This window comes from Kribbella sp. NPDC051586 (assembly GCF_044453965.1).
Taxonomy (GTDB): domain Bacteria; phylum Actinomycetota; class Actinomycetes; order Propionibacteriales; family Kribbellaceae; genus Kribbella.
Genome location: NZ_JBITDF010000006.1, coordinates 443,872 through 467,380, shown reverse-complemented (window position 1 = coordinate 467,380; position 23,509 = coordinate 443,872). Strand labels below are relative to the sequence as shown.

General features: G+C 67.8%; 16 protein-coding genes. 11 read left to right on the top strand and 5 right to left on the bottom strand.

Annotated features, from left to right (window positions below; all coding sequences use genetic code 11):
- The first annotated feature begins 29 nt into the window (after positions 1-29).
- Positions 30-1,835 (top strand): DUF222 domain-containing protein, encoded by a 1,806-nt coding sequence (locus ACIA58_RS40215; RefSeq protein WP_396409132.1) that lies wholly within the window; start codon positions 30-32, stop codon positions 1,833-1,835.
- 771 nt (positions 1,836-2,606) lie between these two features.
- Here ACIA58_RS40215 and ACIA58_RS40210 read toward each other — a convergent pair.
- Genes ACIA58_RS40210 through ACIA58_RS40190 form a run of 5 tightly spaced genes read right to left on the bottom strand, consistent with a single transcriptional unit; the run spans position 2,607 to position 10,173 of the window.
- Positions 2,607-3,071 (bottom strand): HIT family protein, encoded by a 465-nt coding sequence (locus ACIA58_RS40210; RefSeq protein WP_396409131.1) that lies wholly within the window; start codon positions 3,069-3,071, stop codon positions 2,607-2,609.
- 2 nt (positions 3,072-3,073) lie between these two features.
- A complete protein-coding gene (locus ACIA58_RS40205; RefSeq protein WP_396409130.1) occupies positions 3,074-5,815 on the bottom strand; it encodes a glycosyl hydrolase family 95 catalytic domain-containing protein in 2,742 nt (913 codons plus the stop codon).
- A complete protein-coding gene (locus tag ACIA58_RS40200; RefSeq protein ID WP_396409129.1) occupies positions 5,812-8,229 on the bottom strand; it encodes a glycosyl hydrolase family 95 catalytic domain-containing protein in 2,418 nt (805 codons plus the stop codon). The genes ACIA58_RS40205 and ACIA58_RS40200 overlap by 4 nt, the downstream gene beginning before the upstream one ends.
- Complete coding sequence (locus ACIA58_RS40195; RefSeq protein WP_396409128.1) at positions 8,226-9,077, bottom strand: amidohydrolase family protein; 852 nt, start codon at positions 9,075-9,077, stop codon at positions 8,226-8,228. The genes ACIA58_RS40200 and ACIA58_RS40195 overlap by 4 nt, the downstream gene beginning before the upstream one ends.
- Positions 9,070-10,173 (bottom strand): FCD domain-containing protein, encoded by a 1,104-nt coding sequence (locus ACIA58_RS40190; RefSeq protein WP_396409127.1) that lies wholly within the window; start codon positions 10,171-10,173, stop codon positions 9,070-9,072. Before ACIA58_RS40190 ends, ACIA58_RS40195 begins: the two co-directional genes overlap by 8 nt.
- A gap of 177 nt (positions 10,174-10,350) precedes the next feature.
- On the opposite strand from ACIA58_RS40190, the gene ACIA58_RS40185 reads away from it, so the two are divergent.
- From ACIA58_RS40185 to ACIA58_RS40140, 10 genes are all read left to right on the top strand, one after another.
- A complete protein-coding gene (locus tag ACIA58_RS40185) occupies positions 10,351-11,631 on the top strand; it encodes an ABC transporter substrate-binding protein (RefSeq protein ID WP_396409126.1) in 1,281 nt (426 codons plus the stop codon).
- A complete protein-coding gene (locus ACIA58_RS40180; RefSeq protein WP_396409125.1) occupies positions 11,628-12,497 on the top strand; it encodes a carbohydrate ABC transporter permease in 870 nt (289 codons plus the stop codon). Before ACIA58_RS40185 ends, ACIA58_RS40180 begins: the two co-directional genes overlap by 4 nt.
- Positions 12,494-13,372, top strand: coding sequence for a carbohydrate ABC transporter permease (locus tag ACIA58_RS40175; protein WP_396409124.1), 879 nt, complete (start codon positions 12,494-12,496; stop codon positions 13,370-13,372). The genes ACIA58_RS40180 and ACIA58_RS40175 overlap by 4 nt, the downstream gene beginning before the upstream one ends.
- Positions 13,369-15,291, top strand: coding sequence for a hypothetical protein (locus ACIA58_RS40170; RefSeq protein ID WP_396409123.1), 1,923 nt, complete (start codon positions 13,369-13,371; stop codon positions 15,289-15,291). The genes ACIA58_RS40175 and ACIA58_RS40170 overlap by 4 nt, the downstream gene beginning before the upstream one ends.
- A gap of 17 nt (positions 15,292-15,308) precedes the next feature.
- Positions 15,309-16,106, top strand: a complete 798-nt coding sequence (locus tag ACIA58_RS40165; RefSeq protein ID WP_396409122.1) for a hypothetical protein — start codon at positions 15,309-15,311, stop codon at positions 16,104-16,106.
- Between the two features lie 27 nt (positions 16,107-16,133).
- A complete protein-coding gene (locus tag ACIA58_RS40160; protein ID WP_396409121.1) occupies positions 16,134-17,993 on the top strand; it encodes a right-handed parallel beta-helix repeat-containing protein in 1,860 nt (619 codons plus the stop codon).
- Between the two features lie 5 nt (positions 17,994-17,998).
- Positions 17,999-19,834, top strand: a complete 1,836-nt coding sequence (locus ACIA58_RS40155; RefSeq protein ID WP_396409120.1) for a right-handed parallel beta-helix repeat-containing protein — start codon at positions 17,999-18,001, stop codon at positions 19,832-19,834.
- Between the two features lie 120 nt (positions 19,835-19,954).
- Positions 19,955-20,995 (top strand): ABC transporter permease, encoded by a 1,041-nt coding sequence (locus ACIA58_RS40150; RefSeq protein ID WP_396409119.1) that lies wholly within the window; start codon positions 19,955-19,957, stop codon positions 20,993-20,995.
- A complete protein-coding gene (locus ACIA58_RS40145; protein ID WP_396409118.1) occupies positions 20,992-21,888 on the top strand; it encodes a carbohydrate ABC transporter permease in 897 nt (298 codons plus the stop codon). Before ACIA58_RS40150 ends, ACIA58_RS40145 begins: the two co-directional genes overlap by 4 nt.
- Entirely contained in the window at positions 21,885-23,495 is a 1,611-nt protein-coding gene (locus ACIA58_RS40140) for an extracellular solute-binding protein (protein ID WP_396409117.1), read from the top strand. Before ACIA58_RS40145 ends, ACIA58_RS40140 begins: the two co-directional genes overlap by 4 nt.
- Positions 23,496-23,509 lie beyond the last annotated feature (14 nt).

The window sequence follows — 23,509 nt, the reverse complement described above, 5'->3', positions numbered from 1 at the left end:
TGTCGGAGGGCATGGCTACTGTTGTGGTCATGGAGCTACTGGAGGCGCGACCGGTGTGGTCGATGAGCGGCAGCGAAATGCTGTCGACTCTCGACGCGTTGGATGCTGCGCTGACCCAGCTGCAGAGCTTCCGTCTACAGGTTGTCGCGGGCATCGAGGACACAGGGTACGCGCAACAGCTCGGCGCCCGCGACGCAGTCGAGCTACTCGCGCTCCGCTACCGTCTCGACCGGGCCGAAGCCTGGCGCGACGTCCGCCTCGCCCGCGCCTTACCGAAGTACAACGCGATCGCCACCGCCCTGAACGAAGGCATCCCCACCGCGACCCCACACGCTGCCGCCGATCTCGATGCGGCCGATCCCGCGGATGGTGTCGGCACGGCCGATCCTGCGGACGTAGGCGAGCTCGCGGATGCGACTGACCTGGCCGGCGCAGCAGGTGGAGCGGATGGTGGAGCGGATGGTGGTGCAGTCGGGGTCCGGTTGATGCGGCCGGCGCACGCCGCGGTGATCGTGGCTGCGTTGGAGCGAGTTCGCTCGAGGGTGCCGGTCGAGGACCTCGACGTGGCAGAGGAACAGTTGGTCACCTTGGCCGGCCACCTCTCACCCAAGGAACTCCGTGCGGCAGCCCAGAAGATCTGCGACCTGCTGGACTCCGACGGCCCCGAGCCCGACGAGCAGAAGGCCTACGAACGGGAGTCGTTGACGCTGACCACCGCGGAGAACGGCGTGAAATTCAAGGGCTATCTCGCAAACGAGAACGCCGAGCTCCTCCGCGCTGTCGTACGCGCCGGCGCCCGCCCCCACAAAACCATCGACGGCGAGCCGGACCCCCGCCCCCGCGAAAAGCGCCAAGCAGACGCCCTCACGACTGCCCTGGCCGTAGCCGCCACAGCCTGGGACACCGGCGCCGCGCCGGGCGGAGGCTCTGGTGTGCCGAAGGCCGATGGTCAGACTGGGGACAGGACGGCTGGTTGGGTGCCGGGCTTCGGCGCCAAGGCGAACATCACTGTGACCATTGACCTGCAGGATCTGAAGTCGGCTGCGTCAGACGCGCTCGGCGACCTGGTGTACGGCAACGGGCTGTCCGCAGCTGCGATCCGACGGCTTGCATGCGATGCGAAGGTCATCCCAATCGTCCTGGGCTCCAACTCCGAGCCTCTGGACGTCGGCCGCTCCGAACGCCTCGTCACCCGGGCCATGCGTCGCGCCCTCAACACTCGCGACCGAGGCTGCGTCGTGTGCGGCGCCCCTCCGATCATGTGCGACGCCCACCACCTGCTGTCCTGGCTCGACGGCGGCGAGACCAAGCTCTCAAATCTGGCCCTCCTCTGCCGCCGCCACCACGTAGACCTGCACGCCGGCCGCTGGACCCTCACCATCGCCAACGGCCGCGTCCACGTAGCCCGCCCACCGTGGGCCGACCCCCCACCCCTCAACCGACAAGCCCCCACCCCACCAACCACCCCGCCAACCACCCCGCCAACCACCCCGCCAACCACCCCGCCAACCACCCCGCCAACCACCCCGCCAACCACCCCGCCAACCACCCCGCCAACCACCGCATCAGAGCCACCCACACCCAGAGCGGCCGCATGTGAAGGCACAGCCCTGCCCGCAGCGCCTTCTACAGCCCCGCCCGCAGGTCGGCCTTCGGCGCCGGTCGACGGTGGCGGCGAGGCTGGAGTATCGGTAGGGGCAGGGGCAAGCGTCCAGTCCGGAGAATGGTGGTTGGCCGACGATGCGACGCGTCAGGAAGCAGCACGCTTCGCGCTGTGGGGCGATTGTCCACCGGGTGGCGCCGGCGCCGATCCACCCTCCTTCGCGACGATCTGAGTCTGCCGCGATCACGGGCTGGCTGAGACCAGCCCGGACGCGGCGCTCCCAGGGCTGAGGTATGAGCGTTGGCAGTAAGGCCGTCGCGGATCACTGTCTAGGACTGCCATGACCCGCGGATGAGCTTGCCGATGCCGCCGACGACGCCGATGCCGACGACGCCGACGACGCCGATGCGGACGCCGATGCCGACGCCGATGCCGACGCCGATGCCGACGACGATGCCGACGACGATGCCGCCGACGATGCCGCCGACGATGCCGCCGACGACGCCGACGACGCCGATGCCGCCGACGCCGATGCCGCCGACGCCGATGCGGACGCCGATGCCGCCGACGACGCCGATGCCGACGACGCCGACGACGCCGATGCGGACGCCGATGCCGACGCCGATGCCGACGCCGATGCCGCCGCCGATGCCGCGGCCGCGGCCGCCGCCGATGCCGACGACGCCGATGCGGACGCCGATGCGGACGCCGACGCCGATGCCGACGCCTGTGCCGCCGACGCCGATGCCGACGCCTGTGCCGCCGACGCCGATGCCGACGCCGATGCCGACGCCGATGCCGCCGCCGATGCGGACGCCGACGCCGATGCCGCCGCCGATGCGGACGCCGACGCCGATGCCGCCGCCGATGCGGACGCCGACGCCGATGCCGCCGCCTGTGCCGCCGCCGGTGCCGCCGCCGGTGCCGGTGCGCGAGTTGCCCGGTGGGCGGGTACGTGCCTGCGGGTGCCGAGGGGCTGGTTCGGCGGGTGGGATCGACGTACTCAGGTGTTGTCGAAGTAGTTGGTCAGGCGGTTGATGTAGGGCTCGCGCTGGGCCGGAGTGGCTGGGTTGGGGAGGTGGCGGGTCGTGTACAGGTTGTCGTTGGGGTAACGGGGGAAGACGTGGACGTGGTAGTGCCACGCGTCCTGGTGGCCGGCGGGTTCGTTGTGCTGGCGGGTGGAGGTGCCGGCGCAGTTGTAGGTGGAGCGGATGGCGATGGCTACTTCGCGGACCAGGTCGTGTACGGCGTGGCCGGAGGTGGGCGGGAGGTCGTAGAGGTTCTCGTGGTGGGCGGTTGGCACTACGAGGACGTGGCCGGGGTTGTTGGGCCACCAGCGGGAGGCTACGAAGGCCAAGGCGTGCTCACCACGCAGCACGATGTCGTGCTGCGTGGTGAGGGCGTCGCCGAGCCCGGCGGCCAGCCGGCAGAACGGGCAGTCGTAGCCGTCGGGTTCGTGGTTGTACATGCTCAGCGTGGTACCACAAAGGTGACGTAGGTGGAGTTGCCCTTGTCTTCGACGCCGGAGTTGGGTCCGAGGGCGAGTTTGCCGGCGGGGACGTCGCGTTTGAAGAGGATCAGGCGTTGGTCGGTGGTGCCTATGGTTTCGGTGGTGCGGGTGAAGGTGGAGAGCCAGTCCGGCCACCAAACGTTCTCGCCGCGCGGGTCGAAGGCTACGTAGACGGTCGCCGGGCGGGTGAGGTTCAGGGTGAGGTAGTCGGGTGGGGTGGTTGCCTTGGAGTCGTCGTTGGCGCCTTGGACGAGGGCCTGACCGTTGAGCTGCGCCGGTAGGTCCGTGATCGTGTAGCTGCGGTCCACGTACGTCGAGGCACCGGTCTGCGCCTTGACCAGGTTGTTGAGCTTCTCGGGTGCCTCAACCGTGACGAGGTCGCTCTCCAACGGCGGTTCGCTGCGCTGGATACCCAGCACGCGGTTGCCGAGCGTCTTGACCGCGCCGGCCGGCTGACCGGGCAGCGGCGCGAAGGCGAACGACGACAGGGGCGCGGCGACCCGCTCCATGGTGTACGAGGCGCCGGAGTTGGTCGTCAGCGTCAAGACATCAGCCGTGGTCGGTGCGACGACCACATGACCGTGGGAGTCCACGACCCGCACAGACTGGCCAGGCCATGGGTTGCTCAGTTTGAGCGTGTCGCGGCTGCCCGCCTGGATCCCGACGACGTTTGGTACGCCGTCGTGCACCTCCGTGCTGATCCGGTGACCACCCTCGATCTGGACCGACCCGGACACGTCCCAGTCACGCGGCCACGCCGGCGCGACGTGTACGACGCCGTCGTACGACTGCACCAGCGCCTCCTGCAGGCCGGTCGTCACCACGCCACCCCACTCGTTGTAGAAGCTGTGGTTGCGTACCGCCTCCTGACCGGTGCGGTGGACGGTGAAGCCGTTCGGGTAGATCTGGAAGTCGGCGATCCCCTTCAACAACAGGCGTTTCACCTCGTCGGACTGCCCGAGCCGCGCGGCCCAGGTGGTGTCCATACCCCAGTCCTTGTCCTGCGGGTACACGCGCTGGCGGAACGTCGCCTGCATCAAGGCAGACGACTTGTCGAACACGCCCCACGGCCAGAGGGCCTCCATCTCCGGGTTCTGCGTGTTGTGCGCCTCCTCGTCGGTACCGGACCACGCCAGCACCTCCTCGCCACCACGCTGGACGGTCCGGTACGGCGGTAGCTTGCCCACTGCCGCACGAAGCTGCGAGGCCAGGGCTGCATCACCGTGCGACGAAGCCAGGTCAGCCACGATCGGGAAGATCACCTGCATCGCAGCCAGGTCCGGCACCGGGTCGCTGGTGTCCCACTGCACCTCCAGCGCGTTCACGTGCTCCAGATGCAGGTAACCATCCGCACCGGGCGTCAGCGCGGACAGGTAGAACCGCGCCACGTCCCGCATCAACGGGTAGCTGCGGTTCAGTAGCGCCTTGTCGCCGGTGTAGCGGTACTGCTCCCAGATGTTGTTCACCAGCTCCGGCCCGCTGGTCAGGATCCGCCGAGTCCAGCTGGGCTCCTGGGTGTTGTCGCAGCCGTCACCGGTGCCGTCGTACCGCATGAACTCCGGCACACAGAGGCCCTCGCCGCCGATCCAATGCGTGCGGGTCCACTCGCGCATCAGCTCGGCCCGGTCCAGATAGAACTTGAAGTACGGCGCATTGAGGTCGCCGATGCCCGCACCGAGGTTCGCGGACACCAGCATGCGCAGGTTGAAGTGCCAGTACGAGTCCTGTGCCCAGTCGGCCTGGTCCTCCGAAGAGGAGAACATCCGTACGACCGCGCCGTGGGTACTGGGCACGTCGCCGCGCATCGACGCGGCCATCGTGTACAGCTGGAATGTCCGCAGGTTCTCGACGTATTCACCGGAGCCGGAGCCGTCCGTCGACGTGATCCGCATCGGGTCAGCCTTGGCCCAGAACGAGTGCCACCACTGCAGGTGGTGACTCGGCGTCTCCACGACGGCCCGGCGAGCAGCAGTGCGCAGCTCGCCACCGCGGTACGACGGTACGCCGACCACGATCCGGAAACTCCCGTCCGCACGCGGCCGGAACGTCAACCGCACCGTCAGCGGATCCACCACGGACGCGGTGACGCCCTGGGCCTGCGCAGTCAACGCAGCCACCGCGCCGGTAATACTGCCGGACGCAGCGTCATGGAACGTCTCAGCCAACGCAGCAACCCCACCGGCAGCGCTGACAGCCGGCGTACGACCTGCCCACAGCTTCAGGTCGGCGGTCTGCAGCTTGGCCGGATCCGCACCGGTGACTTCCAGTACGAACTGATCGGCGTCAGCCCGCACATACGATCGCGCAGTCATGCCACCACCGCTCTGCACGAGCTGACCGTCGTACAGAGCCAGCCGGCCCTTGTAGTCGGACGAACGCATGAGCGGATCCAGGCCGGGTACGACGAGGCGCCCGGCGGACTTGAGGTCAGGGAATGTGTCGACGCGGTTGAGCTGAGCGCTGTAGCCCTTCTCGGCCCAGACCGCCGCGCCGAGTACGCCGTTCCCGAGCGGCATGGCCTGGTACGTACGCCACGCCGGGCCCTCCTGCACGAGGTCGGACCGGGAGACCAACCCGGCCGTGTCGGCGCGCAGCGCACCGTCGTGCCAGGCCGTCGTCATACCGGGTGCAGACGCACCAGCAGCAGGAGGAAGTGCGAACAGGGTCATGAGCAAGGGCAGTGTCAGTCGAAGCGCGATCACGACCGCACCTCGATGAAGTAGTCGACGCCACGACGCGTACGGAACTCGACCACGCCGTCCTCCGGGCGAGCGAACGCCACCGGACCGGCCGACGACTTCACATCGACCTGCAGACCGGACCGCAACCGCAGCCGGTTCCCGAGCAGTGAACGGATCCGGGCTTTCGTCAGCTTCCCGTCCGACCAGGAGAACTCCAGGTCGAAGCCACCGCGCGCCCGCAGTCCACGCACGCTCCCCGTCGGGAACGCCGTCGGCAGGGAGGGCAGCAGCGCTACCTCACCGGAGTGGCTCTGCATGATCATCTCGGTGATGCCGGAGATCCCACCGAAGTTGCCGTCGATCTGGAACGGCGGATGCAGGTCGAACAGGTTCGGCGCCGTCCGGCCAGGTGCCAGTAGCTGTGTCAGGTGCTTGTACGCGTTGTCCGGCTCGAGCAACCGGGCGCGGAGGTTCAGCTTCCAGGCGAGCGACCAACCAGCGGTGACGGCCGGACCACGCAGCTCCAGCGACTTGCGGGCCGCGTCGGCGAGCTCCGGCGTACTGCGGGGAGTCACCTGGTCGCTCGGGAACACGGCCCACAGGTGCGAGACATGTCGGCTCGTCTCCAGGGCGGCCTCCTCCCAGTCGATCAGCCACTCCTGGATCTGACCGAGGTACCCGATCTGGATCGGCGCCAGCTTGGATCGCGCGTCCGCCGCCGCAGCGGCCATCGCGGAGTCCTCACCCAGCAGCGCGGCGGCCTGGCCGAACACCTTGAACAGGTCGTGCAGGATCTCGGTGTCCATCGTCGGACCGGCGCACATGCTCACACCGGTGCCGTCGTAGTCGTGGTGCTTCACCTCGGGGGAGTGCGACGGGCTGGTCACCAGCCACCCCGTCTTCGCGTCGGTCTGCAGCTGGTCCAGGAAGAACTCCACCGACCCGCGCAGGATCGGGTAGTACCGCCGCAGCATGTCCAGGTCGCCGGTGTACTCGTACCGCTCCCAGAACAGCAGCGACAGCCACGCGCCACCACTCGGCCAGACTCCGTAGAAGGCGAAGTCCACAGGCGCAGTACCGCGCCAACCATCGGTGTTGTGGTGCGCCACCCAACCAGGAGCGTCGTACATGGTGCTGGCGGTCCGGGCGCCCGACTCGGCGAGCTCGGTGATCATCTGGAACAGCGGATCCCAGCACTCGGCCAGGTTGGTCGGACCAGCCGGCCAGTAGTTCATCTCGCAGTTGATGTTCAGCGTGAACTTGGACTGCCACTCGGGCAGCATCTTGTAGCTCCAGATGCCCTGCAGGTTGGCCGGCTGGCCCGGAGTGCGGGAGCTCGAGATCAGCAGGTATCGGCCGAACTGGTAGTACAGCGCGGCCAGTTGGGGATCGCCGCCGTTGCGGAACGCCGCGATGCGCTGGTCGGTCGGCAGCGCGATCGAGTCCGACGTACCCAGATCCAGGTCGAGCCGGCCGAACAGGCGCTGGTAGTCGTCGACGTGCTCGTGGCGGAGGCGTCCGTACGCCGGGCGGCCGACGGCCGTCAGCGGCGCGACCGCGCGTGCCACCTGGTCCGCGCTGACATCGAGGTAGTTGCGGTAGCTGGTGCCGACCGAGAACAGCAGCGTGACCGCGTCCGCGCCGGCGACCGAGAGCTTGCCGTCGGCAACCGTCGTGCTGCCGCCCTCGGCGAACGCCCGGAGCAGCGCGGTGAACTTGACCGAGCCGGTCAGTCCTTCGGCGTCACCGCTGATCCCGTTGAGTGCGAGCGTCCGCTCGTCGAACCGGGCGGGCGTCGCGGCCTGTTCCGTGCTGTACGTCGCATCGAAGGTGAGCGCACCGCGCTGGTCCGCCGTCAGCCGCATCACCAGGACCTGCGCGGGGTGGCTGACGAACACCTCCCGGGTGTAGCGAATGCCGGCGTGCTCGTAGCCGACCGACGTGATCGCCGTCGTCAGGTCGAGCTCACGCCGGTACGCCGTGACCGCGGCGGCGTCGATCCCGGGGAAGGCCAGCGAAAGGTAGCCGACCGGCTGGTACTGCATCTGCTCGGTCGGACGGCCCATGAAGTGCTCGTCGGCGAGGTTCTGCGCGTCGAGGTACTGCTCGGCGGCGATCAGGCGGCGGATCTCCGGGAGTACGTCCTTGCCGACCGGGTCGTCGTACTGGTGCGGGCCGCCGGCCCAGATCGAGTCCTCGTTCAGCTGGAGTTGTTCGGTCGCGGTTCCGCCGAACACCATGGCGCCGAGGCGGCCGTTGCCGATGGCAAGAGCCTGGAGCCATTCGGTGGCGGGTTCGGTATACCAAAGTTTCAGCGGGTTGGTGCCGGGTGCGGCGGTCGCGGTGAGCGGGCTGGTGAGTGAGCCGGCGACGACTGCGGTGCCGGCCGCGGCGCCGGCGGTTCTCAACACCTGACGGCGGGTGTATTGGGTCATGGGGCGGTCTCCCTGGGGCGGTAGATGCGCTGGGCGGTGCCACGGAACACGTCGTTGTGCGTGGCGGTCGGCAGCAGTGCTTCGGTACGGCGGACGACCTCGGCGCGGCCGGCGGCGAGCGTGCACACCGGCCAGTCCGAGCCGAACAGCAACCGTTGACTGCCGAAGAGTTCGAGGGCGACGTCGACCAGTGCGCGGAGGTCGTCGGTCGCGAGGTGGGCGGTGCCGGAGAGCTTGACGGTGACGTTCGGGCACTCGGCGAGTGCGCGCATGCCCGCGAGCCAGTCCGGAGTGGGAGTCGTCGGGTTGCCGAGGTGGTCGAGCACCAGGCGGGCGTCGGGTACGGCGGACGCGAGCCGGGCGGCGCCGATCAGGGCGGGTGGGCGGAGTAGGAGGTCGATGGCGAGGCCGGCGTCGGCGGCGGCCCGCACCCCGCGAACGTGGGCGGGGTCAGTCAGCAGGTCCGGGTCGGTCTGGTCCGCCGGCGGACTACGCACGCCGACCAGCCACGGGTCGTCAGGCAACCGGTCCGGAAAGTCGAGCAGATCGAACCACCCGACAACACCGACCACAGCTGGGTTCCGCTCGGCCAGGGCCAGCAGGTCGCCAACCTCGGTCGGGTCGGAGTCGGCTTGGACGAGCACCAGCTCAACCAGGCCGCCGCCTGCGCCGCCTGCGCCGCCTGCGCCGCCTGGGTCGGCTGGGTCGGCGAGGTCGTCGAGGGCGAAGTCGCGACGGAGCGGATGATGCGGGCCGAGCCACGGCAGCGATCGGCGCCGAAGGTCCCAGACATGCACGTGTGCATCGAGGAGGTGCTGCCCGCGAGCGGCAGTTGGTCGATCAGGCATGGTGCACGGCTGGTCTGGTGATGGAGCTTTCGCCTCGGGCGTGGGCGGCGAAGAGGCGGGCGGAGTCCTCGGGGTCGGTGCCGGAGAGGACGTCGATCAGGTCCAGGTGGCGGCGGGCCATCAAGCCCCAGTCGCCGGCGTACATGGCGTTGGAGACGACCTGGAGGCTCCAGAGGGCCGGTTCGAGGGTGCGCCAGACGCGGAGCAGCATCGAGTTGCCGCTGGTGGCCAGCACCTGGCGATGGAACCGCAGGTCGGCCTCGCGGAACGCACCAATGTCGTGGTGCTCGGCTGCCTCGGTCATCCGCTGCATCTCGATCCGCAGCAGCTCCAGCTCCTCCGGCGGCACGTGCCCGGTCGCACGCCGGGCCGCGGCCGACTCCAGCAGTACGCGGACCTCCCGCGCCTCTCGGGCCTCGACCTGCGAGATCTCCGTGACGAAGTTCCCCAGCCGGGGCCGGTACGTGACCAGTCCTTCGTGCGCCAATCGTCGTACGGCCTCTCGCGCCGGCGTCTGGCTGGTCCCGAGCACTCGCGCGATCTCGGACTCGACCACCCGCATGCCCGGCGCGAGCTCGCCGGACAGGATCCAGCCGCGGATCGCGTCGTAGACCCGGTCGGACAGTAACTCGGTGTCACCGGAGATCGGCGGCGACGGGTGAGCCGCGCCCAGGGACAGCCCAGCGGAGCGGTAGTGCTGCGCCTCCTCCCGGCGGCGGCGCGAGACCGTCGACTGTGAGACGCCGTACGCCGTGGCGAGCTCGCGGGTGGAGGTGCGATGTCCGGAATCGGCCATCGATGCGGCGCCTAATTGCACCCGGTCCACCATCCGCGGCCGCCCGCTGCGCATGCCGTCGTCCAGCCCGGCCATCCCCATCCGGAGGAACCGGCGCCGCCACTTGCCGACCGTGCCGGCGGTGACCTCGAGCAGGTCCGCGACCGCCTTGTTCGAGCGGCCCTCAGCGCTGGCCAGCACGATCCGGGCCCGCAGCCGCATCGCGTCGGAGGTCCGCGGCGCGGCGGCGATCTGGCTGAGCGCGGACCGCTCGGCCGTCGACAGCGTCAGCGGCGACTTGGGTCTTCCGGCATCGGGCATGGCTGCATAGTGACCCCGTTCACACCGTTCTGCCAACCCTATATGGCACGGACTTCTGACTCGGAACGTCCACTTTGCCGTTTATACGTTGACACTTGAGCGTAGTCCTCTGCATCGTCACTCGATAACGACGCCCGGCCGCCCCCGACGCCGGGACGATCCGAGGAGGACCCGGAAATGGCTCGTTCCCAACCGCCCAAGGTTTTGCGCAGGCTCGGTCTGCTGACGTCCGTCGCGATCCTGGTGAGCGCGGCGGGCTGCGGCGGCGGCTTCAGCGACGACAAGGGTGCTGCCGGCGGCGGCACCGGCGAAGTGCGGATGCTGGTCAACATCACTCCCAACCTGACCAAGAGCTACTGGGAGGGCCTGGTCAAGCCCTTCGAGGACGCCAACCCGGGTGTCGACGTGAAGATCGAGGCGCCGAGCGGTTCCGGCGTGAAGGACACGTTGCCGCAGCTGCTCGCGGCCGGCAACGCGCCGGATGTCGTCGAGACGCTGATGGCCGACAAGGTGCTGGCGCCGCAGATGCTCGACCTGACCGCCGAGGCGTGGACCAAGGACACGCCACTGGTGCAGCAGGCCGCGCTGGACGGCAAGGTGTACACGGTCGGTGTCGGCCAGCAGGCGCAGTCGCTGGTGTTCTACAACAAGGACGCGTTCGCCAAGGCCGGGATCAGCGCCCCACCCAAGGACCTGGACGAGCTGACCGCGGCCATGGGCAAGCTGAAGACCGCGGGCTACCTGCCACTGCAGACAGCCGGCGACTACGTGACCGGACTGCAGTTGCTGCAGCTGAGTGACCCGTCGGTCGCCACCGAGCACCCGGACTGGTACCAGCAGATCAACTCCAAGCAGCTGAAGCTCGGCGACACCATGCTGCCGCTGCTGCAGCGCTACGAGTCCTGGATCAAGAGCGGGTACGTCGACAAGAACGCACTGGGTCTGAAGGACGTCGGCGCCCAGACGAACTTCCTGTCCGGCAAGGCCGCGATGTACGTCATGGGCAGCTGGTTCGTCCGGACCGCCGACGACGCCAAGCCGAAGTTCGACCTGGGCGTGTTCGCGGCCCCCACAGCCGCGGGGCAGCCGTCTCCCGGTCCGCAAGGCGTCACGATGGCGGCGCCGTACATGGTCCTGAAGTCGACCAAGCAGCGTGATCTCGCGGTGAAGCTGGTGCAGTGGCTGGTCACGGACAAGACCGCCGTACAGAGCCAGCTGCAGCAGGACGGCAACTTCCGCACGGGTTACACCGACAAGCTGACGCCGCTCGGCAAGCAGGTGCAGGACATCCTCGACCAGGCGCCGAAGCAGGTGGCCCAGGGTGAGGGGTACGGCGCGAACACGCTGCCGCAGGGCTTCAACGGCGAGTGGAACAAGGCAGTCCAGAGCCTCTACACGGGGAAGAGCGCGAAGGACGTCGCCACCCGCATCGACAGCTGGATGGGCTCGAAATCGTGAGAGCCCGTCTGACGACCATCAGTATGGTCGGCCCCGCCCTGGTGCTGTTCGTCGTCATGCTGGTGATCCCGGTCTGTCTGTCGCTGTACCTCAGCCTGACCGACTGGGACGGCTACAGCGCCAACCCGGCATTCGTCGGACTGAAGAACTACGTCAACCTGACGCACAGCGCCGAGGCGATCCGGGCCGGCTGGGTGACGCTGCTGATCGCTGCGGTGGGCACTGTCCTGCTCAGCGTGCTGGGGCTCGGCTTCGCTCTGCTGGTGAACGCCGCCTCTCGGCTGAACGCGTTCTTCCGCATCGTGCTGTTCTATCCGCACGTGCTGAGCGCACTGGTCGTCGGCTTCCTCTGGAGCGCAGTGCTCGGTACATCGGGTGTCGTGAACGGATGGCTCACGTCGAAGGGCGCTGAGGTGCTGCCGTTCCTGTCCGACCCGAACTGGGCGCTCGCCAGCCTGATCGGCGTACTGGTGTGGGCTGGATTCGGCGTGAACGTCGTCCTGTACCTGGCCGGCCTGCAGACCGTCTCGCGGGACCTGCTGGAGGCCGCGCGGATCGACGGTGCATCGCCCAGGCAGACGTTCTTCAACGTCACGCTGCCCGCCCTCGCACCGGTCGTCACGGTCAACCTCGTGCTGTCGCTGGTGACACTGCTCAAGACGTACGACCTGGTCGTGTCGCTGACCGGTGGCGGCCCGGCCGGGTCGACGCAGACGGCGGCGTACCTGATCCTGTGGGACTCGTTCCACAACAACGCGCTCGGGTTCGGCTCGGCGCAGAGCGTCGTACTGATGGTCATCACCGCAGGGCTCGCTCTCACCGTCGCCCGGCTGCGAGCGCGTGCGGACCAGGGGGTGCAGGCATGAGTGCGCTCCGGATGCCGCGGTTGGCGACGCTGCAGCTGAAGCAGCCGAGGACGAAGGGCTGGGGACGGATCGCGTTCCTGGTCGTCACGACCGTGCTGATGCTGGTGCCGATGTACCTGCTGGTGGTCAGCGCGTTCAAGTCGCAGCAGGACATCCTGGCGCATCCCTTCTCGCTCTCGCCGGACCAGCTCACCACGGAGTACCTGAAGAAGGCGGCGACGAACCCGGACTTCAACATCCTGAAGGGGTACGCCGTCACGATCCTGTTCGTGGTGTCGGTCAACGTGCTGTCCGTGGCGCTGGCCGGCCCGGTCTCGTACGTGATCGCGCGCCGCAGCGAACGCCGGTACCGGATGCTGCTGCTGCTCTTCGTCGGCGGGACGTTCATCCCCAGCCAGGTGCTGGTGATCCCGGTCGTCTACACGCTGAAGTTCCTCGGGCTGATGGGCACGATCCCCGGCTTCGTCCTGTTCGAGACGACGCTGACGCTGCCGTTCTCGATCTTCCTGTACGCCGGGTACATCATGACGATCCCCGCCAGCCTGGACGAGGCGGCCGCGGTGGACGGCGCCGGCAAGCACCGGGTGTTCTGGTCGATCGTGTTCCCGCTGATGAAGCCGGCCGTGGTGACGATGGTCATCCTGAACACGTTCTCGGTGTGGAACGACTTCGTGAACCCGCAGATCATCCTCGGTCCGGGCAGCGGCCTCTACACCGTGACGACCGGCGTGTACGCCGCCGTGAGCCAGTACTCCACGGACTACACGGTGGTCTTCCCGACGCTGCTGCTCGCGGTGGCTCCGTTGCTGGTGGTCTTCGTGCTGCTCCAGCGGCACGTGATCAGCGGCCTGACCGCGGGAGCGACCAAGGGATGACGAACCGACCGATCGTTGCCGAGACGCCCATCGGCACACCCCCGGCCTGGGCGATCATGCAGCGCCGCCTCTTCGACGTGATGGACGAGGGCTGGTGGCTGTTCCGCGAACGCTACTGCCGGCCTGACGGCAGCCTGCGGTACGCCGGCCCGGTGCAGAGCCGGGACGGCGCGGACGACTTCTACGAAGCGTTCGTGAACTGGCCGGTGCTCTACCAACTCGGCGGCGCGGACGACCTGATCGACGTCTGCAAGTGGCACTGGGAAGGCGTCACCCGCCAGCTCACCGATCTGGGCTTCCTGGTCGGCGAGTTCGAGCGCGGGTACGACTGGTTCCACATCGGCGAGTCGATGATCTTCTTCTACTCCCTGTGCGCCGCCGACCCGACCGACGAGGTGTTCCGCGAACGTGCATACCGCTTCGCCGAGCTCTACCTACCGGGCTCACCGGCCGGCAACTACGACCCCGCCACCCGCACCATCCGCGCGCCGCACAACGGCGCCGGCGGCCCGCGGTGGGGCATCAACGACGAGTGGCGCACGTACGGCGCGGACCAGGCCAAGATGCGGATCTTCGGCCTGCCGCTGTCCGGCGTACCAGGGATCACGAGCTGGGACGACCTGCGTGATCCGGCGAACGCGGACCTGATGGGCGCGGAGATGATCCGCCGACTCGGTGCTGGTGACACCGCGGTCAACCTGGCCGCGACCACGCTGACCGCGAACGCCTGGCTCTACGACCACAGCGACCGCTTCGCCGCGTGGACCCTGGAGTACCTGGACGCGTGGGAGGAGCGGGCCAAGGCGAACGGAGGCCTGCTGCCCGACAACGTCGGCCCGAACGGCATCGTCGGCGAGCTCCACGACGGACGCTGGTACGGCGGCACGTACGGCTGGAACTGGCCGCACGGTGTCTACAGCGTCGGCTCGGCCGCATGTGTCGCAGCGTTGAACGGCGTCGTACTCACAGGTGACTCGAAGCGACTGGACTTCGCTCGTCAGCTGCTCGACCACCTGTACGAGCGTGGCGTCAGCGGTGCGGTCGACGAGACCGAGATGAGCATCCGGGACCGCTGGCAGGCCGAGCTCGGCGAGGACTGCGCGAACCCGACCCTGCTGATCCCGAACCGGCACAACGACGACGGCTGGTTCGACTACCAGCCGCCGCAGCTCGGACTGCCGATGTGGTTGTGGCAGGCCGCGTTCGAGTCGGACGACCGCGACCGGCTGACCAACCTGCGCGAACGCAGCGGCTACGACTGGCGGACCGTCCGCGACTTCCGCAACAAGGAGGACGCCGGCCACGAGGCGCCATGGCTCGCCTACCTGGCCGGCGACAACCCTGGCTACCCGGAGGCGATGCTGGGCGTCGCACTGTCCCAGGTGCAACGCCGGATGGACCTGATGGCCGTCGATACCGTCGACCCGGCCGACCTGAACATCCACCATTGGCAACGCCACAACCCAGTGGCGACCGAAGCCCTGCTGCAGTTGACCACCGGTACGCCACAACTGCTCTACAACGGCGGCCTGTTGCCGTTGAGAATCCTGTACCTCGACCCGGACCGCGGACGGCCCGGACTGCCGCCCGACGTCGCCGCACTGGTCGACACCGTCGAACCGGACCGCACTGGCCTGCAGCTGGTCAATCTATCCGCCACCCAGACCCGTCGTGTTGTCGTCCAGGCCGGCAGCTTCGGCACCGACCGGATCGACGAGGCGACCGTCTCCACCGCGACGGGGGAGTACCCAGGTCCGTCCCCCGCCTACACCTCGACTCCACCCACGCCTGGCAGCCGCACTGTCGTTGTCGGCAGCAACAGACTCGAAGTGACGATGCCGCCCGGCCGGACCATCCGGCTCGATCTGCGGCTGACCAGAAACACCTATCGCGCCGGTCACCTGGCGCTTGGCCAATAAGTCTACTGAGGAGACATATGAGCAGCACGGAACAAGCTCCGGTGACCCCGGTCTGGGACCTGCCGGTGCGCGGCGACACCCCGCCGGCGCCGGATCCCGAGCTGGTGGCGCGGTTGTCCGAGATCGGGTCGGCCACCGCCTGCGCCCGGCTGCACAACCAGGGCATCCGCCGGACCTTCGTCGACGGTCCGACCAGCATGTTCCCCGGCAAGAAGATCGTCGGCCGCGCGCTGACCCTGCAGTTCATGCCACAGCGTGAGGACATCGCCGACGGCCAGTCCCAGGAGTACATCGAGCGCAGTACTGCGCTGTGGGCCGTGCTCGACGAGATCCAGCCCGGTGACGTGCTGGTGGTCCAGGCGTACGGCAGCCACACCACCGGCTGCTTCGGCGACATGCTGGTCCGCTACTTCAAGCTCCGCGGCGGCGCCGGCATCGTCGTCGACGGCCGGATCCGCGACGTGCCCCGGGTGTCGGAGCTCGACGTCCCGATCTGGTCCACCGGAGCCACCCCGCACTACGCGTCCCAGTCCGAGCTGTTCCCGTGGGCGTACAACGTCCCGGTGGCGGTCGGCGGCGTACTGACGCTGCCGGGGGACCTGGTGCTCGCCGACGACGACGGCGCGGTCGTCGTACCCCGGCGCCGTGCGGAGGCGGTCGTCGAGGCGGCTGCCGCGCACGACGCGTGGGAGAAGTTCAGCCGGCGCCGTATCGACGAAGGCGCCCCACTGCGTGACTACTACCCCCTGACCGAGAAGACCCGTCTCGAGTACGAGCGCTGGCGCGCCACGCAGAACGGCAACGCCAGCGACTGATCCCTCCGAGAGAGGACCCCGCCCAACATGTCCAAAACAACCAGGCGTACGACGCTCAGCGTCGGCGCCGGGGTGGTCGCCGCTGCCCTGGTGGCGGTCGCCGCCATCAACTTCAACGCCCAGCCTGCCGGTGCGGCCAAGTGCGACAACTTCTGGGTCGCGACCGATGGCAACGACGCCGCCAAAGGCACCGAGAAGAGCCCGTGGAAGACGATCACCCGGGCCCGTGACGAGATCCGGAACAAGCACCTCAACGACCGGATGAACTGCGACATCACCGTCAACCTGAAGGCCGGCGACTACCCGGTCTCCTCGACCGTCGACCTCGACCAGCGCGACTCCGGGAAGAACGGCCACCGGGTCGTCTACCGCAGCGTGGACGGTCCCGGCAAGGCGAACCTCGAGGGCGCCGAGGAGATCACCGGCTGGGAGCCGTACAAGGACGGCATCTACAAGGCCAAGGTGGACGCCTCGAAGCCGTTCTACACACTCTTCGAGGACGGCACCCGCGCGACCAACGCCCGGTACCCGAACCGTGGCAGCGACGAGCAGTGGTCGCCGTACCTGCGCTCTGTTCTCTACGAAGAGGACAAGATGGACGTCCACAACTGGCTCTACGGCAACCCGGGCGACTGGGACCCGAGCTGGGACATGAGCCAGGCGTCGGTGACGATCTGGTCCGGTGGCTCGTGGTCGTGGTTCACCGACACGATCCCGTTGCTGGACACCAACTTCAAGAAGACGCAGACCACGCTGAAGTACTGGACCCGCTACGCCATGGTCAACAGCAACGGCGGCTCGCGGTACTTCTTCCAGAACTCACTCAGCTTCCTGGACCAGCCGGGGGAGTACTACCTCGACTACAAGGCCGGTGAGGTCTACTACAAGCCACGCGGCGGCACGATGGACGGCGTCAAGGTACTGCGGCCGACCGTGAAGACTGTGCTCAACCTGGCCGGCTCCTCACCGCAGGACCGGCTGCACGACGTCACGTTCGACGGTCTGGGCGTGCAGTACTCCGACTTCGTCAGCTGGTACCGCAACGGCTGGGTGGCCGGCGGCGACGCTGGAGTGGAGCACAAGTACCCGGAGTACGACCGGCAGATCGAGATGCCGCGGAACCGGTTCGGTGCGATCACGCTGACCAACACGAGTGGAATCGACCTGAGCCGGTTGCACCTGTCCGACACCGGATTCACCGGCATCTACCTGTTGTTCGCCAACGACCACACCAAGATCACCGACAGCCTGCTGGAGAACATCGGTGCCGACGGCATCAAGGTCGAGGGCGGCTGGCCGGGTGAAGGTGACCTGAGCAACCATCACACGATCTCCAACGTGTTCATCGACCACATCGGCGAGCTGGTGCCGGGTGATGCCTCGGGCATCGAGTTGATGGACACGGGCAACAACACGGTGACGAATGTCGAGGTGAAGCACAGCGCCCGCTACGGCATCAGCCTGGAGTCGCGGCCGGAGGTGACCGACGGCGACCAGTACGCGAACGGCAACACGTTCAAGTACATCAAGCTCGAGGAGATGGGCCTGGACAGCGGCGACATGGGGGCGTTCTACACCTACGGCGTGGACAACCAGGAGCCGCACCCGATCCAGAACTCCGTCGACCAGATGGTGATCGGCGACGTCATCCCCGACCCGTCGATGCCTGACGCGGGTGGCACACGTGGCGTGCACATGGACGCCGGCGGGTGTGGGTTTGCCTTCAGCAACGTCCAGGTGGGCAAGGTGACCGACCAGAAGTACCAGTCCTACCAGTGCAACCAGGTGACCAACGCCGACTGGGACACGGGCTTCGACGCGTCGAAGATGGAGTACGACAAGATCGGCGTACTGCCCAGCTTCCCGTACGACGTCGCGGGCCGGTGACGAGGATGAGACTGATCACCGGAGTCATCGCCGGGCTCGCCCTTCCGGCGCTCGTCCTCGGCGGCGGGGTGGCGGCGCGAGCCGCCGCCCCGGCCGGGCCGGGCTGTACGTCGTACTGGGTGTCGCCGAGCGGGAGCGACTCGGCGGCCGGTACGCAGCGGAAGCCGTGGAAGACGGTTGAGCACGCGCGGGACACGCTGCGCCTTCACAGGAGCGCCGGATGTACGCCGGTGGTGAACCTGAAGGCCGGCACGTACCAGGTCGACAAGACGATCACGTTCGACGACCGGGACTCCGGCGTGACGTATCGCAGCGTCGACGGCCCGGGCAAGGCAGTCTTCGAGGCGGGGCAGGAGGTGACCGGCTGGACGCCGTACAAGGACGGCATCTTCAAGGCGCCCGTCGACGTGGACCAGCCGTTCTACAGCCTGTACGCCGAGGGGAAGCGTGCCACGACGGCGCGCTACCCGAACAAGGAGTCCGACGACAAGTGGGCGCCGTACCTGCGGTCGATCCTGTTCGACCCGACCAAGGAGGCGGTGCACGACCAGCTCGGGTTCAACACCGGCGACATCGACCCGTCGTGGGATCTTCGGCTCGGTACGTCGTGGCCGGCGCAGGTGACGGTGTGGTCGGGCGGCTCGTGGTCGTGGTTCACCGACACGATCCCGATGCTCGACATCAACTTCACCAAGAAGCGGACCACGCTGGTCTACCCGGCGCGGTACGGGTTCATTAACTCCGGCGGCGGCTCGCGGTACTACGTCCAGAACTCGCTCAGCCTGCTCGACCAGGCCGGTGAGTACTACCTGGACTACCCGGCGAAGACGCTGTACTACAAGCCGGCCGGCGGCACCATGGACGGCGTCAAGGTGTTCCGGCCGACGCAGACGCAGGTGTTCTCGATCGAGGGCGCGTCCGCCACCCGCCGGGTGGAGAACCTGACCCTCGACGGCCTGACCATCCAGCACACCGACTTCATGGACTGGTACCGGTACGGCTGGAACGGGACCGGCGACTCGGGCGTCAAGCACAAGTACCCGAAGTACGACACCCAGATCGAGATGCCGCGGAACCGGTGGGGCGCGATCACGCTGACCAACACCCGTGGCGTCAAGCTGACCAGGCTGCACATCCAGCAGACCGGGTTCACCGCGATCGAGCTGCTGTTCGCGAACGAGAAGACCACGGTCTCGGACAGCCTGATCGAACACGTCGGCAACGACGGCATCAAGGTCGAGGGTGGCTATCCCGGCGAAGGCGATGTTGCTCATGGCAACACGTTCACCGACAACTACATCCACCACCTCGGCGAGCTGGTGCCGGGCGACTCGGCCGGTGTCGAGATCATGAACAGCGGCGGCAACGAGATCAGCCACACGGTCGTCGAGCACGGCGCCCGGTACGGCATCAGCATCGAGTCCCGGCCGGAGATCCCGAACGCGGACAACTACACCGGCGGGAACTCCGTCAAGTACGTCCGGCTGTCGCACCTGGCCCAGGACAGCGGGGACACCGGCCCGTTCTACGCGTACGGCGTCCGCAACGAGCCGCCGTACACGCCGGACGCCGAGGTCTCGCAGCTGATCATCGACGACGCGAACGCGGACCCGTCGATGCCGGACGCGAAGCCGTACGGCGTGCACATGGACTTCGGCGGCTGCGGGTTCGCGTTCTCCGACATCAAGGTGACGAACACCGAGAGCGACCCGTACCACGGGCCGTCGGCCGGACCCTGCGACACGTTCGCCAACGTCAGCTGGGAGGGCGGCTTCGACGACTCCCGGATGCGGTACGACCAGATCGGCGTACTGCCGTCCTTCCCGTACGAAAAGCCATGATTCCGTAAAGACACTCCGGGCGAAGCTGCACGAACCCCCAAGACGCGACATTGTCGAACACAGGAGAACGGAAAGCGCTCTCCAGCGAGGGAGCGACGACAACGACCTTGGGAGTGTCGCGTGGCTCGAACAGATGGAGTCCTCAGCCCGCAAACCACACGGAGCACGGTGGGCGACCCGTCCGGCGTAACCGGTTCCGGACCGCCGGGCGCTACGGAGAGTAGGTCCGCGTCCCGCCCGGGCAGCAGTTCGCTGTCCTGGTGGGCGCGGGCCCGGCGGGACAAGGTCCTGCTGCTGATGGCCCTGCCCGGGCTGGTCCTGTTGCTGGCGTTCCACTACCTGCCCCTGCTGGGGAACCTGATCGCCTTCCAGGAGTACCTGCCGTTCGTCCCGTTCGGCCGGAGCGCGTGGGTCGGCCTGGACAACTTCGCGGTCATCTTCAACGGCGACGCGGAGTTCCTCAACGCGCTCAAGAACACGCTGCTGATCACCCTGGTGCAGGTCGTCTTCGTGTTCCCGGCGCCGATCGCCCTGGCGCTGGTGCTGAACAGCCTGCTGTCGGAGCGGATCAAGCGGATCGTGCAGTCGGTGCTGTACCTGCCGCACTTCCTGTCCTGGGTGATCGTGATCGCGATCTTCCAGCAGCTCCTCGGCGGCAGCGGAATGATCAACAACTTCCTGCGCTCGCACGGGATGGGCACGATCGACTTCCTCGGCAACCCGGACAGCTTCATCGCGCTGCTGACCAGCCAGGTGATCTGGAAGGACACCGGCTGGGGGACGATCCTGTTCCTGGCCGCGCTGACCCAGATCGATCCCGGGCTGTACGAGGCGGCCCGGGTGGACGGGGCGTCGCGCTGGCGGCAGTTGTGGCACGTCACCGTGCCGGGCATCCGCGGGCTGATCATCCTGCTGCTGATCCTGCGGCTGGGCGACTCGCTGACCGTCGGCTTCGAGCAGATCATCCTGCAGCAGAACCTGGTCGGCAGACCGGCGAGCGAAGTACTCGACACGTACGTCTACAACAACGGCGTACTGGCAGGCCAATGGGGTGTGTCGGCCGCGGTCGGGTTGGTGAAGGGACTTGTTGCCGTCGTCCTGGTGGTTGGCGCCAACAAGATCGCGCACATCTTCGGTGAGGCGGGGGTGTACCAGAAATGAGCACGATCCAGAAAGGCATCGACGACGGACCGGCGATGTCGTCGCGGGTACTCAAGACGGTCGTACTGCTGGTCTGCTGCGCGGTCGTCGTCGTCCCGTTCCTCGGGGTGATCTCGACCAGCATCGCCAGCCAGGAACACGTCACGAACTCTGGTGGGTTCGTGCTGTGGCCGGACACGTTCAACCTGAGCGCGTACAAGGCGATCTTCAACGGTGGAGTGGTGCAGCGGGCGCTGATGGTGAGCGTCGTGATCGCCGTCGGCGGCACGCTGATCAGTCTCGCCGGGTCGACGATGCTGGCGTACTCGCTGAGCCGGCCGGGCTCGTTCGGGCAGCGGCCGATCCTGATGATCGTGCTGTTCAGCATCCTGTTCAGCCCGGGCCTGATCCCGAACTACCTGGTGGTGAAGCAGTTCGGGCTGCTCGACTCGCTGCTGGCGCTGATCCTGCCGACGGCGATCAGCGGCTTCAACGTGATCGTGCTCCGCTCGTTCTTCATGGGCATCCCGGACTCGGTTCTGGACTCGGCCCGGATCGACGGCGCCGGCGACTTCCGGATCTTCTGGTCGATCGTGCTGCCGCTGTCCCGGGCGGTGCTCGCGGTCGTCGGGCTGTTCTACGCGGTCGGGTACTGGAACGCGTTCTTCAACGCGATGCTCTACATCAGCGACACCGCGAAGTGGCCGTTGCAGCTGGTGCTGCGGACGTACGTGATCAACAACACCGAGCTCAGCAGCGGTGATCTCGGTGGCGCGGCGGCCGATCAGCTGCCGCCGCAGGAATCGATCCAGATGGCGATCCTGGTGGTGTCGCTCGTCCCGATCCTGATCGTGTACCCGTTCCTGCAACGGCACTTCGCCAAGGGCATGCTGACCGGGGCGGTGAAGGGATGACCCTCAGCAGAAGGACACTTCTCGGTGGATCGCTGGCCGCGGCCGCGGTCGGACTGAGCGGGTGCTCGACAGTGACCCGCTCGACCGACATCGCCGCCTTGAACAAGCCGGTCGCGTTGCCGACGTACAAACGGTTCGACGGGCCGAAGCCGGACCTGCCGCGGAGCCATCCGTTGATGCCGGACTGCTTCTACCGGTTCCCGGCCCATCCGCAGAAGGTGACCAGCGCGGCGCCGGGCGACGGGAGCGACGTGTCGGGAACGACGCTGACGTCGAACCCGATTCCGCCGACGGCCGATCGCAACAAGTACTGGCAGGAACTGAACCGGCGGCTCGGGTCGCCGCTGGACCTGACCATCACGGCGGCGACCGACTACGTCAACAAGTTCGCCACGTCGGTTGCCGGTGACACCTTGGGTGACGTGTTCAACGTGGACGGGTCGTTCGCGTACCTGCCGCAGTTCCTGGAGGCGCGGGCGCAAGACCTGACCGAGTTTCTGTCCGGCGACGCGATCCTCGAGTACCCGTTCCTGGCCAACGCCCCCGAGGCGTCCTGGCGGGGCTGCGTGTTCTCCGGCGGTATCCGGGCCGTGCCGATCCAGCGCGGCGTGATGTCGTCGAACACGTTGCTGGCCCGCCAGGACCTGCTCGACAAGCTCGGCGTCGAGCTCGGGTCGCCGACCGTCGCCGAATTGCAGAAGGTGGCGAAGGCGGTCACCGACGGCAAGAAGAACCGGTGGGGCTTCGCGGTGCCGCCGACCGCCGCGGTGAGCGCGATGCTCGGCCTGCCCAACGGCTGGGAGGTGCGCGACGGCAAGCTGGTGCACAGCCGGGAACTGCCGGAGCACAAGGAGATGCTGGCGATCACCCGGCAGATGGTGGTCGACGGCGTGATCCATCCGGACGGGGTCGCGAAGAACAACCAGAAGGTCTGGTTCACCCAGGGGTCGGCGGTGATGACGCAGGACACCTACTCGTCGATCCAGAGCTTCTACCGGCGGGCCACGGACCAGGACTTCAACATCTCGATCCCGGTACCGCGTGCCGACGGCGGCAAGGTCGGGCGGGTACTGCTCGGTTCGCCGAACAACTCGATCGCCGCGATCAGGCCGGGCCCACCCGAGCGGACGAAGCTGCTGCTCCGGATGCTGAACTGGATGGCCGCGCCGTTCGGCACCGAGGAGTACCTGTTCCGCAAGTTCGGCCTGCCCGGGCGGCACTACACGCTGGACGGGACCGATCCGGTGCTGACCAAGGACGGCGGCAGCGAGGTGTGCCTCGGGGAGTTCCCGATCCAGTACCTGTCCGACGGGCCCTACCCGGCGTACTTCCCGGGTCATGCCGACGCGGTCGACAACCTGTACGGCCATCTGAAGACGGTGCTGCCGACGGCGATCCTGTCGCCGACGTACGGTCTGTACTCGCCGACCCAGTCGACCAAGGGCAAGATCCTCGACACCCGGATGGACTCCATCACCAAGGACATCCAGCTGGGCCGCGCCGATCTCAACTCCTGGGACGATGCCGTCGCGGACTACCGGAAGTCCGGCGCGGACGCCATCCGCGACGAACTCGAACAGGCCCTGGCCATCAAGGGCGAGAAATAGAGACGGCCGCGTGC